The following is a 17508-nucleotide window of genomic DNA, read 5'->3' as shown; positions in this document are numbered from 1 at the left end:
ATAACTTCTTTGCTTTCGCTGAATTTTGAGGTGTGGGTCTTACTGCCCGGCAAATAGCGGGATAAAATCATTTCTTTAATCTATAATAAGAAGGACATAAAAAAACAAAAAGTTACAAAAATTTTCAAATTAAAACTTTTATAACTTTTTGTTTTGATGTAAATATAATTTCAATTAAAGTATCTCATCGTTTTAAACTTGACGCTCCATAATCTTGTATAGTTACATTTATATGATATTTAATCGGTACTTTACTAAATGTTTGATCCCAATCTTTTTTAACTTTCTCCCATGTTCTCGGGTGTTTAATTCTTAATTGGTTGCCAAAACCCGCAATATCGACTTGATATTCTTTTTGTATTTTTTTTGTAACATGATGTACTAAGTGCTTTACTTCTTTTTCAATAGCTTTTTCTTCCCTTTTTAAAAATTTATTTTTAAATTTTTTTCCTGATTGCATCCAATTTTCAGACAAACGCCCTTCTGATTCAATGTTTACATCAAAGGAAATATTATTTCCGTTAACATGTGGTATGATTTTGCTTTTTATTGACTTTATTTCGTATATAATGAGTTTCTTTGATTCTTTATCAAAAGTTTTTACCACACCACCATTCCTTTTTCCGTTTATCCATACTACTCCTTCCAATTCCTGCTCATTTAAAAAGCCCATCAACTTTTTTGTCTTCCCTTTAATTACAGCAGCTCCTGCAAATTTTGTTTCCCCATTTATCGAGATTACATTTTGCAAAAGAAAACTGGCCCCTGACCGCATCTTTCCTTCCAATTTAGCGAGCGATACAGGAGGTAAAATCCTTGTTGTTCTATTTCTATTATCTGCAATTCCAGACAAACGAAATGCTGGGATTTCTCCTTTTTTGTTTGATTCCAGTACCTCCTTCGCTAGACCCTTGCTAATTAAGAGCATACAGCTAAGCCGAACTTCATTGTCACGGAGATACTGTTCAAGTAATTGTTCTAAACTGTATGTACGTACAAGACTATCGCTAATAACAATATTTTTTAAATGTGGGCTGAACATTGTGCTCTCTCTTTTCAATGAAAACTCACGAACAATTTGATGAATGGAATCACCGGTCTCAGAAACATTTATATAACGTTTTTGTTGTCCATTTCCTTTACTTTGTGCTTGCGAACTAACAATTTGATAAGTAGCTGTTATAAGGTTTCTTTTAGGATAACCTCCTTCCTCATCCTCTTTCTCAATTGTTGAATCCTTCCCTTTATCTAGTGCTATACCTGCAGTTAAACTCAATTCTTCTACTTCTTTACTGCTCCAACACCCTGTTAAAAATAGAAGCAAAAGCGTCCATAACAAAGCCAAATAGAACCGCATATAATTAAATTTATGTTTCACACTACTCCTCCTTTTAATCGCGTAATAATAAGAAGAAGCAGTGGCAGTAAACCAAATAAAAATAAAGCAGCATTACCGAGCATATCCCCCAATTTAAGCAAGTCATTTATATTTTTCGAAGTCATAGCAATGATGTAAATGATTGGAATCAAAGCAAAAATAAATGGATGAATACTCTTTTTAAAGAGTTGTGCTAATCCTAATGCAGCTGCATAATAACTAATCGTATAGGTAGCAAATATTTGCATAATCCATATTACAAGCAGTAAAGATTCAAAACGTTCAAATATCAAACCAGAAATTTCAAAACTGCGCATAAGGTCAATTGTCGGCCATGTTCTTGTTACAACCCCATCAATTGATAATGCACCAATGACCATTACAACAGTTATTACATAAAAGATTAACGGAATAGAAATTCCAACTAAAATAGCTTTTACTGCTTTCTTTCGTTGTTCCATAAATACCAAAAGAATTAACATAATTTCAGGACCTGTATATGCGAGAGACGTTGTTTTTATCCCATCTAACACTGGTTTAATTCCCAAACCTAATACGGGACGGAGATTATCTATCTCGAATATTCCGATACTCATAAAGGAAATGATTAAAAAAATAAAAACAGTAATAGGAAATATTATTTCAAACATCCGTGCAATTGAATTAATACCACCCATAATCAAATAGAGACCTATCCACATAAAAGGCATAACAATAGCCCATGTGGGGGTTCCTTCTAGTAAAAAAAAGCTTATTACTTCTGCCATTGAACGAATTTGAAATGCTGAAGTTGTAAGAAAATACCCTATAATAAGAAAACTAAGCAATCTCCCTATCCATTTCCCTACAATATCTTGACTGTATTGGTAAAATGTTTTTTCTGGAAACTGCTGACTTAATTTGACCATAATTACTCCTGAAACCATTGCCAGTATCCCACCTAATATCACACTTAACCATACATCTGGTGTTTTCACTTTTTCCACAGATGCTCTGGGCAGAGTGAGAATTCCTGTCCCAAGTATGTAATTTACAATAATAACAACTGCCTGTGAAGTTGTTATTCGGTCTTTAAGTTTAGTAATCACTGAAGGCCACTTCCTTTCGTCATCAGCTACCTTTTGCGGATATTTTTTTTGGTATGCATTATTTTCGGTCGACGTCTCATTATTTTTAATGGCATGCGAACCATAAAATCTTTCCAGTCACTGAATTGATATGGAACAGCAGGACTGGTATAAGGAACGCCAAAACTTTTCAGTTTCACTAAATGACTGCAAAGTAAAAGAAAGAAGAGAATAACTCCATACAAACCAAATATCGCAGCACAAAACATAGCTACAAAACGAAGAATGCGTAACGTAATTCCTACACTATATTGCGGAATAGTAAAAGAAGAAATAGCTGTTACCGCAACAACGATAACCATTATTGGACTAACAATTCCTGCTTCTACGGCAGCCTGACCAATTATTAAACCGCCCACAATTCCCATTGCAGGTCCAATTGGTTTAGGCAGACGTAAACCTGCTTCTCGCAAAACTTCGATAGCTACTTCCATAATTAACGCTTCTATTAAAGCGGGAAAAGGGACTCCTTCTCGCGATCCGATAATAGAAATAGCGAGCTTAGTGGGAATTAATCCTGGATGAAATGAAATAAAAGAAATATACAGTGCTGGAGCAAATAATGAAACAAAAGCTGTCATGAAGCGTAATAAGCGGAGAAGCGTACCAGGAAGCCACCTTTCATAATAATCTTCTGGTGATTGCAGCAGCATACTAAATGTAACTGGAGCAATTAAAACAAATGGTGTTCCATCTAACAAAATAGCTACTCGACCTTCCATTAAAGCACTAATAACACGATCAGGTCGTTCTGTATTTTGAATCTGCGGAAAAGGACTGAGATAATTATCTTCAATAAGTTGCTCTATATAACCAGATTCGAGTACACTGTCTATGTCAATTTTCTGAATTCTGTTTTTTATTTCATCCACCAATTCTGTACTAGCAAGATCTTTAATAAATGCGACAACTAACTCTTTCTTTGCACGTTCTCCTACTGGTAGCTTTACTAATGATAAGTTCTCATCCGCACAGTGTCGTCGCAAAAGTGAGGTATTATCACTCAATACTTCAGTAAAACCGACCCGTGGCCCTCTGACTAATGCCTCCGATACTGGTTCTTCAATATTTCGTTTATTTGCTTTTGTTGTACCAAGAATAAACACATCTGCTAAACCATCAATTAAAAGAGCTGTTGAACCTATCAATACTTTGGGTATTAAATCTTTTATGTAATGGACTTCTGCTACTTCACTAATTGTAAGAACTTTATTTTTAATATATTCTTTTGAAACAGTCCCCTCCACATAAGAAGATTCATTTTTATATTCATCAGAAAAATCATCCATTAGTAATTTCATAATATGTTTGTCAATTATCTCTTTATCTGATAGGCCATCAACAAAAACGATCCCAGCCTGAATATCTGTGCGTCCAATATTAAACTTCCGAAAGCGAACATCAGAATTATGTCCGATTTGTTGCTTTATAAGTTCTAAGTTAGAGGCAAAATCATTTGTGAAATGAACGATTGCATTTTGAGATGGTTTATGCTCTTGTTTCGTTTTACTTTGAATATTATTTTTTTTCACTTGTTTGTCTCTTGACTTCCACCAACTCATTCTTCCCACTCTTTCTCTGACATACGAACCCAATGAAAAAATCTTGAGATAGTATACGGAATTAAAAACAAGATAAAAGCTTGTACAAAGACTTTCCAATCTGGAAGATAAGAAGTAATTATGTTCCACATTTTTATCACCCAATTTATATACTCTGCTAGGATTGAGATTTCTAAAAAACGATATGTACTTAATAAAAAATAACTATAAGATTAAAGAGCAGAAAAGCGAGACATTATGCTTATTTAGTACAAATAACCTAATTAGTATAAAAACATTTCTGACCTAAAATACCATTTCCAATTATAATTTGTTAAATATTATCTCCTTTTCCCTTATTTATATGCCCGCATTTGAATTTCAAATAATATAAGGATCAATGATATTTCCTCTTAAAGAAAAAAAGATGCTAGAAGATAGCATCTTTTTTTTAAATTCAACTTACTATGTAGTTATATTTTATTTTGGAAATACTCGTTTTTAAATGAATATTAATGTGTAAAAAATACATATTCTTTTGTTCTAAGTTCATACACTTCTACCAAATCGATACGGAATTTTCTGATTTTAAAACTAATATGAAATAAAGGAGAATAAAAAGAAAAACTATTATCAATCTATCAATTGAAAATAATACTTAGCAAGAGTTTATCATCTTAACTCCAAGTGTATTCGTTTTGCTTCAAAATAAAGAACTTGAATAAATTTTTTCGTATCAATACGAGCAGGTAATGTTGGTTCATTATTCAATTCTGTCATCTTTCTCCTTACGGTAGTAAAATCAAAAAATCTAGAAGCATAATTTTCGAACTTCGGGTTTAAAAAATCAGTAAGTCCAAGGGATGCTAAATGGTTTAATGATTGATAAATTGCTCTCCGAATCCGTTGTTTGGAAGCTTCTATGAACCTTTTTAATTCGGCATCTTCAGCTGAATCCCCAAGTTTTTTTTGAGCCAAATTCATAAAAATCTCTTTTAGTGAGGGAAAGCCTTGTTCCAACGTGTTATCTTGTTCATATTTATATAAATAATCTAGCATATCCATTAAATCTTTACTTCCACTTTCACTGGCTATTCCTAATTCAGACAAAAGAAAATGAATGGAATTTTGAAAATGATTAAAAGTATTTAAATGTTTTTCATTACGGTATTTTTCTTGCGTACTTGAATTACTATCCAATTTTAGTACCATATTAAGCGATTCTTGAATGTTTTTTATCGATTTTTCCAAACGAATTCGTTCAATGACTTTCCGAACAACTGTTAATACTTCAATCCGGTTAATTGGCTTAATAATATAGTATTCAACACCAAGCGAATAAGCTTCAGCAATTAATTCTTTTGATTCTACTTGAGAGACCATGATGATTTTCCCTTTAAACGAAGGTTTTATTTGACGGATTGTTTTTATTCCATCTTGAATCGGCATTAACAAATCGATAAATAAAATGTCTATATTTTTAAGGATTAGCATTTGTTGCTCTAAAGATAAACCATCCTCAGCTTCTCCTATAACCTCCCCAAGGTCTTCATCCTCGATAATTTGAGCCAACATTGAGCGAACCGCTTTTTCATCATCTACTATATAAAAATACATAGAATCACCCTTTCGAAATTATATGATCAATCCCTAATCTAATTATAAAAATTGATCCTTTTCCTTCGGTTCTGTCCTCAAGCGTAACATCACCTTCAAGTTGTTCGACCATTTCTTTAACATACGATAATCCGATACCTGTCGATGGGTTGCCTAAATCATCATATTTAGAAGTAAACCCAGGCTCAAAAATTGAATCTTTATATTTTGAAGAAATACCAGGACCATTATCGCCTATTTGAAATTCAACAAAATGGTGGTCTTTATTAATGTCAATTGTGATGGTTCCCATACCTTGGATAGCTTCTACAGCGTTTGTAACGATATTATTTATAATAGATAAGATTGTGTAAATATGATAATGAGAATGCACACCATCAATTTTATACACAAATTGGATGTCTTTCTCTAGCAACCGTGCATATTTCGTATTTGCCCGTATAATGATATTTACTAGTTCATGTACAGACATATAATCTGTAAAACTTTCATCAGAAATTAGTTTTGAAAGTCCAGCAAAAATACGTTGGTTATCCTTTTTAACGTCATGGACCTCACCAGCAATTTGTAATGCCTGTTGCCTTAAATCCCCAAACTGAAAATCCATCTGTTTGTGCTCAAAAGAGTCTAAGGTTTTATATAAATCATAGGATTTTTTTGTTATATTCTCAGCATCTTGTAATGTTTTTTTTAAATGAACAGCATCTTCATATAAATTAGAGATAAGCATGAGCATGTGTTCATTTTGCTTCTTTATATGTCTCTCCCTTGATTGCGCTTCATACAATTTCATCATATTGAAAAAGCTTAGAACTATAAAACTATGGGAACATGCGATAACAATAATCTCATTTATTGCCTCGGATGTGATCGATGTTTTTAATACGAAATATTGAATCATTAATTCCACACAGTCTGACAGTATTTCAATCATGCAACCAATAAAACCAATCATTAGTGGTTGATGATAAAAACGTTTGATTTTTGCTAAATGAAAGAGATACGAATAAGTAAAATAAAAGAAAAAACTAGGATAGTGAGTATGAAAAGCGGCTAGCCAATCCATATTTCCCTTTATAATGACATCCATTGAGATACGAAATACTACAACGACTATCGCTGTTAAAAAACCCGGTAAAAATGCTGGAATTCGTCGAAACAATAACAAAAAAAAGAAAAATGTTGGTGCGCCAAAGCTCATTCTAAATGTTTCATTTAAAGGAAATGACTTTATTTCACCTACTAAGGGTACTGTAAGTATCATTAAAACGAGAATATAGATGTCTTTTTTTACTAAATTACTAAGATTCAAAATAATCACTTCTCACTTTCGCCTAACAGTCAGTATACAAACCTATTTGCATTAATACAATACTTACTCTATTTTTTTCAAAAACTGATAAATAAGATATAAACGAAAGCATTATAGATTGTGAGTATTCATTACACCCTTCTACTTTAGAAAGATACTTTATAACTCAAAAATGTTCAGACACAATATAAGGTCTGAACACTTTTGGACTCGCTCTAACACCAAAATATCTGTGCTCCTTTTTAAAATATACTTAAATCCCATTCTTTTGCAATATGTTCTAACAACATAATTCCTGGTAAACTATTCCCATATTCATCAATGGCTGGTCCGTAAATACCAATACCACATCCATCTTGGAACGATAAATCCTTCCTAGATTTTGAGGGAACAAGTGTCATAATTCCACCGGATACCCCACTCTTAGCTGGTAATCCAATGAAAGCAGCAAATTTTCCAGAAGCATTGTACATTCCACAAGTTAGCATTAAAGCTTTTGTTAACCTAGCTACTTCTTTAGGGAGCACTTGTTCTTTGCGAATAGGATGATATCCATCATGTGCTAGTATAAGCCCTATTAAGGCAATATCTTCTGTATTTATTTCAATCGAACATTGTTTTAGGTAAACCTCTAGTGTCTCCTCCACATCTGATTCTAGAAAACCATTCTCCTTTAAATAGTATGCTAATGCTCTATTACGATGAGCCGTTTCCCATTCTGATTGAAATACTATTTCATTAATAGCGGGACGCTTCTCTATCATTTTTTCAATTAATACGTATAGAGATTCTAATTTTTCTTGCACCGATGTCCCTGGCAAAAGTGAAGCTATCGTAATCGCTCCAGCATTGATCATAGGATTAAAAGGTTTTCCTGGTTTATGTATCTCTAAACGAATAATTGAATTAAAGGCATCTCCAGTTGGCTCTACGTCAACTCGTTCTAATACATAAGAAATACCGCGACTTAAACAAGCGGCTATAAAACCGATTACTTTTGATATACTTTGTAATGTGAAAGGTATCTCCCAATCTCCTGATTTTATCATTGTTCCATCTGGCTTTACTATACAAATACCTAACTGCGATACATTTATTTCCCCCAGAGCGGGAATATAACTGGCGCTTCGTCCCTTAGCTGCATACGCTCGATAATGAGCTACCCATTGATCTAAGCAAACTTTTTCTTGACCCTCAACTTGAACGCTAGAATCCTTTATCATTTAATCATATTCCCCCGTACTATTAACTTTATATAGAATGATTTTTTCTTTACTATAATCAATAATATTTGCACTAGAACCAAGAAAAATATTCAGACATATTGCAGTCTGAATATCCTTCTTATTACACACTTTTCTTTTTTGAAGTTTTCTCATAACTATCCCAACATTCAATATTTTCAAGCCCTTTAATGTTTTCTTTATAAAAAACAGGATCTTTACCAGCTTTTTTCTGGTTTATATAATCTTGTAACGCCGCAAATGCTACTTTTGAAAGTAAGGTAATAGCAATTAAATTAATAATAACCATAAAGCCCATAAATAAGTCCGCTAAATCCCATACAATTTGAATCTTTGCAACAGAACCAAATACAATCATAGCCAACACACTTATTCTGTATATCATTAACCACACTTTACTTGTATGTAAGAAGCGAATATTTGTTTCACCATAATAATAGTTGCCAATTAACGCACCAAATCCAAATAAAAAAACAAAGATAGCAAGACAACCCGATGCCCAAGGACCTATGTGTTCACTTAATGCTGCTTGTGTAAGTGCAATACCATTTAACCCCGGTTGTTTATATGCATCAGACAGCAAAATAATAAAGGCAGTGCTAGTACAAATGATCAGTGTATCCGTTAATACACCAAATGCTTGAATCAGTCCTTGTTTCACCGGATGACTTGTTGTTGCTGTTGCGGCAACGTTTGGTGCACTTCCCATACCAGCTTCATTTGAGAATAAACCGCGTTTAACTCCATTCATAAGTGCTGCACCAATTGAACCGCCTGCTATTTGTTTAAAACCAAATGCGTTTTGAACAATAAGAGAAAGAACTTCCGGCATTTTTGATATGTTGGTAACTACAACAAATAATGCAACTCCAATGTATAATACCGCTAAAAATACCACCTTGTATTCAGCCATTTTTGCAATACGTTGTACACCACCAAAAATAATCGCAGCGAAAGCAATAGCCATGATTATCCCAACTGTTAGACGATCTGTACCAAATGAGTTTTGAAAAGCAATTGTAACTGTATTTGATTGTACTGAATTGAATACAAGACCAAAAGTAATTGTGATTAAAATAGAGAATAATACTCCCATCCAACGTTTATTCAACCCTTTTTCCATATAATAGGATGGACCACCGCGGAAACCAGTTTTATCTTTTACTTTATATATCTGTGCTAATGTGCTTTCGACAAAACTGGAGGCCGAGCTAATAATAGAAATAATCCACATCCAAAATACAGCTCCAGGACCACCTAATGCAATTGCAATCGCAATTCCTGTGATATTCCCTGTTCCAACGCGGGCTGCCATACCAATACAAAACGCTTGAAAAGGAGAGATTTGATCTTTAGAACCACTTTTCCCCTCCATTAATACACGGACCATCTCTTTTAACATTCGAAACTGTACAAAATTCAATTTAAATGTAAAATAAATTCCGCAAATAACAAGCATAATAATTAACAATTTAGACCATAAAAAATCATTTGTTGATCCGACTAACTCTACAAAAAATCTTTCCATATTATCACTCCATACCAAAAATTTATCTATCATAATCTATATAAAATCACCTATATTCCTTGGCATAAATACCTCATTCATATTCAAATACAACAAGGATAAAAATTTTCTATATTAATAGAATTGGCCTGTTTAAACAAACATCGCAACACGCAACTACGAAACTGAATTTTCTAAAAACTTACCATTTATACACAAGATGCTCTATCCCCTTCTGCAAAACTAATATTCTTATCCACTAATGTTGTTGTACTATTATGTTTGTTTCGTTTACCGGTGATTTACATTTTAATCATAATAATCAATAGTGATTAACTGGTTTTTTGTTAATTTTCTTAAGAACATGGAAATATCTCCTTTCTTACTACTAATCTCAAAAATAGGCTAGGTAAAAATTTCACGAAAAATCTATAAAGCGCTTTCAATCTTTAACTAAGAGAAGTTTGTCTTTAATTTATAATTAAAAGTACAGAATGTTACGAAAAAGTACAGATTTTTATAAAAACAAAAAATTTTTTAAGATTTTTCATCTAAAAAAACAGTGAGATTTTGTGAATTTTATACAGTATCCAAACGTCGCAGATTTTGTTCTATCTATCCTTTGACAAGTCTCTATTTTCTTCATATAAACATGCATACTTTTTCTCTTTTAGAAGTTCATATAAATTATTTAAAATCAAAAATCAACGGAATATTATAGGAATATTTAAAAAAATAAAACATTTAATTTATTTATGGTATCATACAAAAAACATTTGTTTTCTCAATTAATCCCCCTAGTTGGATTCGTCTATATTGCACATATTTACAACATGAAAGACACTAAGAAAAAAAGGATTTTGTTGAAGGGATGAAACATTACAAAACTCTTATTTAGGACCTTATGTCATCCTCTTTTCTAGCAATATCGAGTTATCCCAAAAAACGTATATTTACTAACATAAATTACAGGTGGTGTATTGTGAAAGAAATAGTATTTGTTCAAAATAAAAAAAGACTCCTTATGAAATTCGAATTTTTAAAAAAGGATTTAGTACTTACCATTTCACTGATACTAGCAATTGTCAGCTGCTTAATACATTCGCCAAAGATCGAATATATTAACTTTGAAGTGTTAATTAGCTTATTTAATCTGATGGTAGCCATTAAGGCCTTGGAACAGCTAAAGATATTAGACAAACTTGCCGTTGCGATTTTAAATAAATGCAATAACAGCAGGTCAATATCTATTATTCTAATTTTGTTATGCTTTATTTGCTCCATGTTTGTAACAAATGATGTCGCTCTCCTCACTTTTGTACCAATAACACTTGTCATTAGTAAAAAAACACAAATGAACATGATGGATACAATCATCCTGCAGACAATTGCGGCAAACATCGGTAGTAGCTTGATGCCTATGGGAAACCCACAAAATTTATACCTATATTCTTACTATGGAATTAAGCTCATCCCATTTTTAGGTTCAATCCTGCTTTTAGCTGTACTTGGAATTAGTTTGTTATTTATATTTACTCAAAAACTTCAAAAAACAGATTTGAAAATAGAACTACCTGTTATTACCGTGAAAAATCAAAAAAAAGCTACCGTCTGGATTTTGATACTTATTACTATCATTGCATCTATTTTTGGTGTTATTAATTATTACATTGCGCTAATAGTCACACTGATAGCAGCATTTACGTTAGATAGAAACTTACTATTTAAGATCGATTACTTTCTTCTAATAACCTTTGTCTGTTTTTTTATTTTTATCGGAAACATTTCCCATTCCGATGCACTGGGGACATTTGCTCGCGCTAATTTAAGAGGAGATACTTCAGTCTTCTTTAGTTCCATATTTTTGAGTCAATTGATTAGCAATTTTCCTACTTCAATTCTTCTATCAAACTTTACTTCTGATTGGAAAGCTTTATTACTAGGAGTAAATATTGGAGGGCTTGGAACAATTATCGCATCTTTAGCCAGTGTAATCTCCTATAAACTATTCATTCAGGCCAATGTTAAAGAGAGTAAGGCGTATTTAATTAAATTTAGCATTTACAACTTTGCATTTTTAATCATACTTACATGTATACAATACTTTATCTTTAAATTTCTAAAAATTTTTTAAAAAATTGATTCCTTTAGAAAAACCCAAATTTCTCAGCATTAAATTGAGAAATTTGGGTTTTAATATAGGTATGTTCACTATTTTGAGATGTTCCCAAAGCGAAACTCTTTTAGCTTTTACGTTATTTATTAGAATTCGGTTCATTTTTTATGCACTCAGTTATATAATAAATGACTGAATTTATAGGGTAATAACTTTCAATTAATAATAGAAAGTTATTACAATGTTATTTCATTTTTGAAGTCCTCTTCACAAAATCCTTAATGTCCCTCAAATTTTTCCCGCTAATATTATCTTTGATGGTTAAATTTAGTTCAATTTCTAATTTTGCAAATACTGCTCCTACACAATTATAGATACTTAATCCCTCTATACTCTTTCAAGCGGTAATCCATTCCGATGGAAATTACAAATGACAAAATTTATCCGTTTTTCCTACTTGCTAAATTCAGCAAGTAAAATGTTTTTAAAAACTTCTGGATTATTAAGGTTTAAACTGTTCGAATTGATAGCGAGTGTATGTTTACCTCCAAGCGTTCCACCAGCAAAAGTGGAAAACCCTGGAACGGCCCCCCTGTGTCCCCATACCGAGACACCGTTCGGAAGCTTAATTTCAAGTATTCCAAGACCATATCCGGTTCCCTCTCTATTTGTAGGAACTGTAGTAAGCATTTGTTTTAACTGCTGCTCCTTCAGTAATTTGCCACCTAGTAAGCAAGAGAAGAATTTGTTTAAGTCGTCAGCAGTAGAAATCATATCTCCATCCGAGCTACCTGGGTTAATATAAGTAACATCTTTTAGCTCACTCGCTCCGTCTAGTTGCAAATAGCCACGGGCATGCTTGGTGCCTGGAATCACGCTTGAATTACCAGGTAAAAATGTATTTGACAAATCAAGCGGTTCAATAATCCGATTTTCAACCTCTTCCGCATAGCTGTTTCCTGTTACTTTTTCAATAAGGATTCCTAGTATTACATATCCTGTATTTGAATAAGACCACCCCTTTCCTGGGGCAAAGTCTGGGGGAAGTGAAATCCCCATCTTTACAAATTCTTCAGCCGTATACGATTTTTTTATATCCGTAATATCAAAGTCTTTTGAATTTATATAGTCAGCAATACCACTTGTATGATTCAATATTTGCCGGATCGTAATCTGGTTACCATCATATCCGTTTCCTTGAATAACACCAGGTAACCATTTTTCAATGGAGTCGTCTAGATTCAAACGGTTCTCTCCAGATAATTGAAGTAGAACTGTTGCAATGAACGTTTTCGTCACACTGCCAATGCGAAAGCGAAAATCTGCTTTCATTGGTTTCTTAGTTTTCAGATCCGCTACCCCAGCTGTATAACTCCAAGTTTTACCCCCCTTAGAAATTTTAGCGAGTATTCCTGGGTATCCAAGTTGCAGTTCATCTCGCATTGCTTTCTTAACGGAAGTACGATCGCTTTGCGTACTTGTTTGTAACGAACTAGATACATTTTGCGTAGGTTCTGCTTTTACAATTAATGTTGGTGTTATGTATAACAGGGAACTTCCACCTATTAAAAGTGCTAGACTTGCACATGTAATTTTACTGCGTGTTTTCATAAAGAATTCCTCTCTTCTATTTAAATTGTATTGATGGCTGATAGCTGTCTCATATACTAACCACATAGCTATCAACTCTCCCAATGATAAAAGTCAACACTGAATTTGCAATCAACGTACTAATCATTATTTTCACAAACACCATTGTGTTCTAACAATCTCTAAATCACTCTTTTTCCACATACATATTAACCATAGAAATTACTTCTTTTCCTTAAAACACTCTTGTTACTGATTATTTGTTTTATATGTAGGCCGTACTTGTTCCCCCCTTCATGCCTCCTTATATTTTTATCCTACACAATGAAAATCTCTTTTTTCTTACCTATTCCTTACAAATTCCTTACATACAAAATCACTTCTACAATAGGACTGAAGTAGTATCTGTGCCCGAAAGCGCAAAAAACACCAATGCTTTTCGCTTCAGTGTTTTTGCGCTTTACATATTGTAAGATTCGTTTTACTCTTAACAGGTTAAACTGCTGATTTTTTCTAATGCGATTATTCTTCTTGCTATATAAAACAAATTTCATTGTGTTATATGAAATTTGTCATTAAGGCACATGATTCTAAATTTATTGATGTACTTGAGATGGACTCACTTTTTGAATTTGAACAAGTATATCAAACGCTTTACCTAATGATATATCAACAGTTTTTGGTATATCAGGCCCTTCGGTAGTTATTCCAGCGAAAATTGGCTGTTGTTCGTTTAACCAAGTTTTTGTCACGCCGTTCGCCTTACGTAAATCAATAAAAAATTGATCTTTTTTGACCTGTCCAAAAATGTAGTTATAACTGTTTGGATTATCCGATTTTAATGTTCCATAGGGGCCAAATTCACCATTGCTATTCTTCACATTGTATTGTCCTTCATAAACTGACGTTCCAATAGATACGTACCGTTTTCCGTAATATTCTGCTAAATGCTGCCCTGCTACTTTAGGGTATATAAAAGAAAGCATATTTGTTTTCGAAACGTGTCCATTATGTCCCCATACAATGGTTTTTCCTAAATGTTCTTCAGTCCACTTCGCATTTTCATACATTGCAATATCATGTTTCAAATAAAAATCCGCTGGTTTATCAGGAGGTGTCGCTAACATTGTAGTAAACTGTTCAATAATACGAGCATTTTGCTTTATCCATACGAACTCTTTAGATTTCCCATTTAAATGACTTTTATTTTCCTCTAATAAAGCACTAATTTGTTTAGCATCTAAAACATACTTTTCTTTTTCTTCTTTCGTAAGGCTTTCAAAAGTATTCATATCCTTTGTTACAGGAATAAGCCCTTTTATCTTCTCTTCTACTCTAGGCAACAGTTTTGAATTGTTCGCTTTAATATATTCTATTATATTATTATAAACATTTTCGTTTACTGATTGAATGTCCATCCCGATGACACGTACTTTCGATTTATGTTTTGGATTAGCATTATATTGCCGAATCCAATCAAGTAAATCTAGCATTTCTTTCGTCTTAAATACAGGTGTTAGGTGTTGGCTTGGGTTTCCCTTACCAGTAAGAACATATCGATCAAGTTCCAAGGCCCTGTCCCATCCCTCTTCTAAAACTAGATTGGTAAAGCCCCTTTCAGATACTAAATACTTAACAATGCGGTGTTTCATCGTAAAAACTTCATGAGCCCCATGCGTAGCTTCACCTAAACCTACAATTGAAGCTGAACCTACCATATCCTTAAGTGGTTTCAAATCATTAAGAGATGCAGTTGGATTAGTTGTTTTTAAAGGCTTTGCATGTGCTTCTAACCATTTCGTTATTTGATTTGTATTATAGGGAGCTGTAACAGAAACCTCTGTTTTCGAATCTGCATAAGTATTTCCTACAAAATGAGTCATTGTTATAGCAGAAGCAACAATTGCAATAATTATTTTCTTTTTCATAAAAAACCTCCTGAAATATTTACTTATAGCTTTTTAACATACTCTGCCAACTTCCGTTTAAAACATTCATTTTCTTATTACTGTTAAGATACATTTATTCTAGTTCCTAAAACTCACTTATTTCTTAATAGGTTCTTAAGAAATTCTTAATTCATTTATACGAATATAAAGCTAAATAAGCTTCAATTCATTGTATTGTAAATTCCTCATTGCATAACATTATAATGTACAGATATTCGTTATAAATGATGTTATCTAAAGTATTCAATTTCAGTATGTATTATTAACGTAGTTAATATATGGTTAATATGAAGTTCCAAATTTTGATTGTTTGTAGTCTCTTTATCATAGAGTTAATTTAGGGGTTATTTTTTGTTCACTTCATTTTTTTCGGCACTCTGCATCTAGACGGTATACCCATTGGCCACAGTTAGACTATTTCAAATCAAAAAAATAGATTACCTGCACACTAAAGAGTATAGTGCACAGGTAATCTAGTTGTTTTTGAGATTAATAAAAAACTAATTTATCTTTTGAATTCTTCCATCAATAACAGACTGAATTGGTTCTTTTGATTTTTTTATATAATCTACTAATGCTTCAAAATCAGTTGGTCCTGTTTCAGCATCTTTACCGTTTTTAAAGGATACAAATCCATCTCCCCCTGAAGCTAGAAATGCGTTAGCAACGACGCTGTAAGTTTTAGAAGGAATAATTTCTTCTCCATTCGTTAAGCGAATACTTGTTACTTTTTCTCCATTGGGCTTGTTCGCATCCCAAGTGTATTGGATCCCTGAAATTTGAAGCATTCTTGTTATGTCTTTTTGCCATTGTTGATTTAAAATATCACGAATGTCTTGACCTGTTAAATTTACTTTTATTAATTGATTTCCGAATGGTTGAATACCATATATCTCTCCCCATGTAATATCACCAGCATCTAAGTCATTACGAATACCACCAGGATTCATAAGTGCAATTTGGGATTGCATTGTTGTACGCTGGGCATCAGCAACTAAATTTCCAAGAGTAGATTCACCAGCCGTATTGAGTTTGCGATCTAGTGGCGCAATAGACTTACCTACAACTTCATTAACAAGAGGTGCGATTTTTGCTTGATATTTCTCCATCTTCTTCTTTATTTTTTTATCAGGCTCTATGCCTTCATGATAAGTTGTAACAATTTCTGCTTTTTTCTCAACAATATCTTGTGTTTTACGATCAATCTTTACATCAACATCAGCAAAAGCCATACCATATGAATTTGCTTGTACGACAAGTTTATTATTAACAGTTCCATTTACATAAGTGTGGCTATGGCCACCAAAAATAACATCGACTTCTGGATCAGTCTCATTTGCTAATCGGACGATATCACCATTTGTTACGCCGTTCCCATCTGTTATACCTCCGTTATGTGCAAGAACAACGATAGATTTAACGCCTAGTTTTTTTAATTGCTTTACGGATTTGTTAATAGCTTCAACTTCATCTGTAATTTCTACATTCTTTAGCATAGTAGGCATAACAAGGTTAGGAACATCCGTTGTTACGACTCCGATAAATCCAACAGGAACTCCTTGTACCTTTTTTATAGTGAATGGTGGTAAAAATAAACGACCGGTGGATTTATTATAGAAATTTGCAGCAACATATGGGAATTTTGCCCCTTTAAAATTTCCTGTTTTCTCATGGTATCCACCATAAATAAGGCGGTTCATTTCTTCAACACCTTCATCAAATTCATGATTCCCTATCGTTCCAACATCGAATTTCAAATCATTTAGAAATTCAATCGTAGGTTCGTCTTGTAATAATGCTGAAACAGGAGTACTTGCTCCAACAACATCTCCAGCATGTACCTTTAATGTATTCGGATTTTGTTTTTCACGATCACGTAAATAAGCCCCTAAGTACTCAATTCCCCCTGCATCTTTATTGTTAATTTTTTTTACAGTGTCTAGTTGCCCATGAAAATCGTTAATACCGAGCATTTGTACATCTATGTAGCGGTTTGATTCTGTACTTGCTTGGGCTGAAGGCATAGCAAATACACTAGTAAAAGTAACTGTACTTAATGCTAAAGCAACTGGAATGATTTTTTTCAACATAAAATTTCTCTCCCCTAATTAAAATCTGACATAATAC

Annotated in this window: 11 protein-coding genes and 1 pseudogene; 1 reads left to right on the top strand and 11 read right to left on the bottom strand. The window is 33.0% G+C overall.

Features of this window, described 5'->3' with window-relative positions; all coding sequences use genetic code 11:
- Nucleotides 1-184 precede the first annotated feature (184 nt).
- From AU379_RS08400 to AU379_RS08370, 7 genes are all read right to left on the bottom strand, one after another.
- The gene (locus tag AU379_RS08400) at nt 185-1378 is read right to left on the bottom strand and encodes a Ger(x)C family spore germination protein (RefSeq protein ID WP_061139114.1); all 1194 of its coding nucleotides are present in this window, start codon (nt 1376-1378) and stop codon (nt 185-187) included.
- Entirely contained in the window at nt 1375-2466 is a 1092-nt protein-coding gene (locus AU379_RS08395) for a spore germination protein (RefSeq protein WP_061139113.1), read from the bottom strand. The genes AU379_RS08400 and AU379_RS08395 overlap by 4 nt, the downstream gene beginning before the upstream one ends.
- Before the next feature lie 26 nt (nt 2467-2492).
- On the bottom strand, nt 2493-4067 hold the full coding sequence (locus AU379_RS08390; RefSeq protein ID WP_000119222.1) for a spore germination protein: 1575 nt from the start codon (nt 4065-4067) through the stop codon (nt 2493-2495).
- Between the two features lie 651 nt (nt 4068-4718).
- Nucleotides 4719-5663: a response regulator gene (locus AU379_RS08385; RefSeq protein ID WP_044584615.1), complete on the bottom strand. Its 945-nt coding sequence runs from the start codon at nt 5661-5663 to the stop codon at nt 4719-4721.
- A gap of 4 nt (nt 5664-5667) precedes the next feature.
- The gene (locus AU379_RS08380) at nt 5668-6984 is read right to left on the bottom strand and encodes an ATP-binding protein (RefSeq protein ID WP_000584794.1); all 1317 of its coding nucleotides are present in this window, start codon (nt 6982-6984) and stop codon (nt 5668-5670) included.
- 233 nt (nt 6985-7217) lie between these two features.
- Nucleotides 7218-8198: a glutaminase GlsA gene (gene glsA / locus AU379_RS08375; RefSeq protein WP_000588648.1), complete on the bottom strand. Its 981-nt coding sequence runs from the start codon at nt 8196-8198 to the stop codon at nt 7218-7220.
- Nucleotides 8199-8322: 124 nt separating this feature from the next.
- Nucleotides 8323-9747 (bottom strand): alanine/glycine:cation symporter family protein, encoded by a 1425-nt coding sequence (locus tag AU379_RS08370; protein ID WP_000439285.1) that lies wholly within the window; start codon nt 9745-9747, stop codon nt 8323-8325.
- A gap of 961 nt (nt 9748-10708) precedes the next feature.
- Here AU379_RS08370 and AU379_RS08365 point away from each other — a divergent pair.
- Nucleotides 10709-11860 carry an anion transporter gene (locus AU379_RS08365; protein WP_000659281.1) on the top strand — a complete coding sequence of 384 codons (1152 nt, stop codon included), beginning with the start codon at nt 10709-10711 and terminating at the stop codon, nt 11858-11860.
- 226 nt (nt 11861-12086) lie between these two features.
- Here the strand turns inward: AU379_RS08365 and AU379_RS28675 are convergent.
- The 4 genes and pseudogenes from AU379_RS28675 to AU379_RS08350 form a co-directional block, all read right to left on the bottom strand.
- A pseudogene (locus AU379_RS28675) lies at nt 12087-12185 on the bottom strand (cytochrome); the annotation flags it as partial.
- A gap of 110 nt (nt 12186-12295) precedes the next feature.
- Nucleotides 12296-13453 carry a serine hydrolase domain-containing protein gene (locus AU379_RS08360; protein ID WP_002103315.1) on the bottom strand — a complete coding sequence of 386 codons (1158 nt, stop codon included), beginning with the start codon at nt 13451-13453 and terminating at the stop codon, nt 12296-12298.
- Between the two features lie 575 nt (nt 13454-14028).
- A complete protein-coding gene (locus AU379_RS08355; protein WP_061139112.1) occupies nt 14029-15360 on the bottom strand; it encodes an erythromycin esterase family protein in 1332 nt (443 codons plus the stop codon).
- A gap of 521 nt (nt 15361-15881) precedes the next feature.
- Nucleotides 15882-17471 carry a 5'-nucleotidase C-terminal domain-containing protein gene (locus tag AU379_RS08350; RefSeq protein WP_000913792.1) on the bottom strand — a complete coding sequence of 530 codons (1590 nt, stop codon included), beginning with the start codon at nt 17469-17471 and terminating at the stop codon, nt 15882-15884.
- Nucleotides 17472-17508: the final 37 nt, after the last annotated feature.

Origin of the sequence: Bacillus sp. JH7 (assembly GCF_001563515.1) — a bacterium.
Lineage (GTDB): Bacteria > Bacillota > Bacilli > Bacillales > Bacillaceae_G > Bacillus_A > Bacillus_A cereus.
The sequence above is the reverse complement of the archived record's forward strand: the minus strand, read 5'-3'. Positions and strand labels throughout refer to the sequence as shown.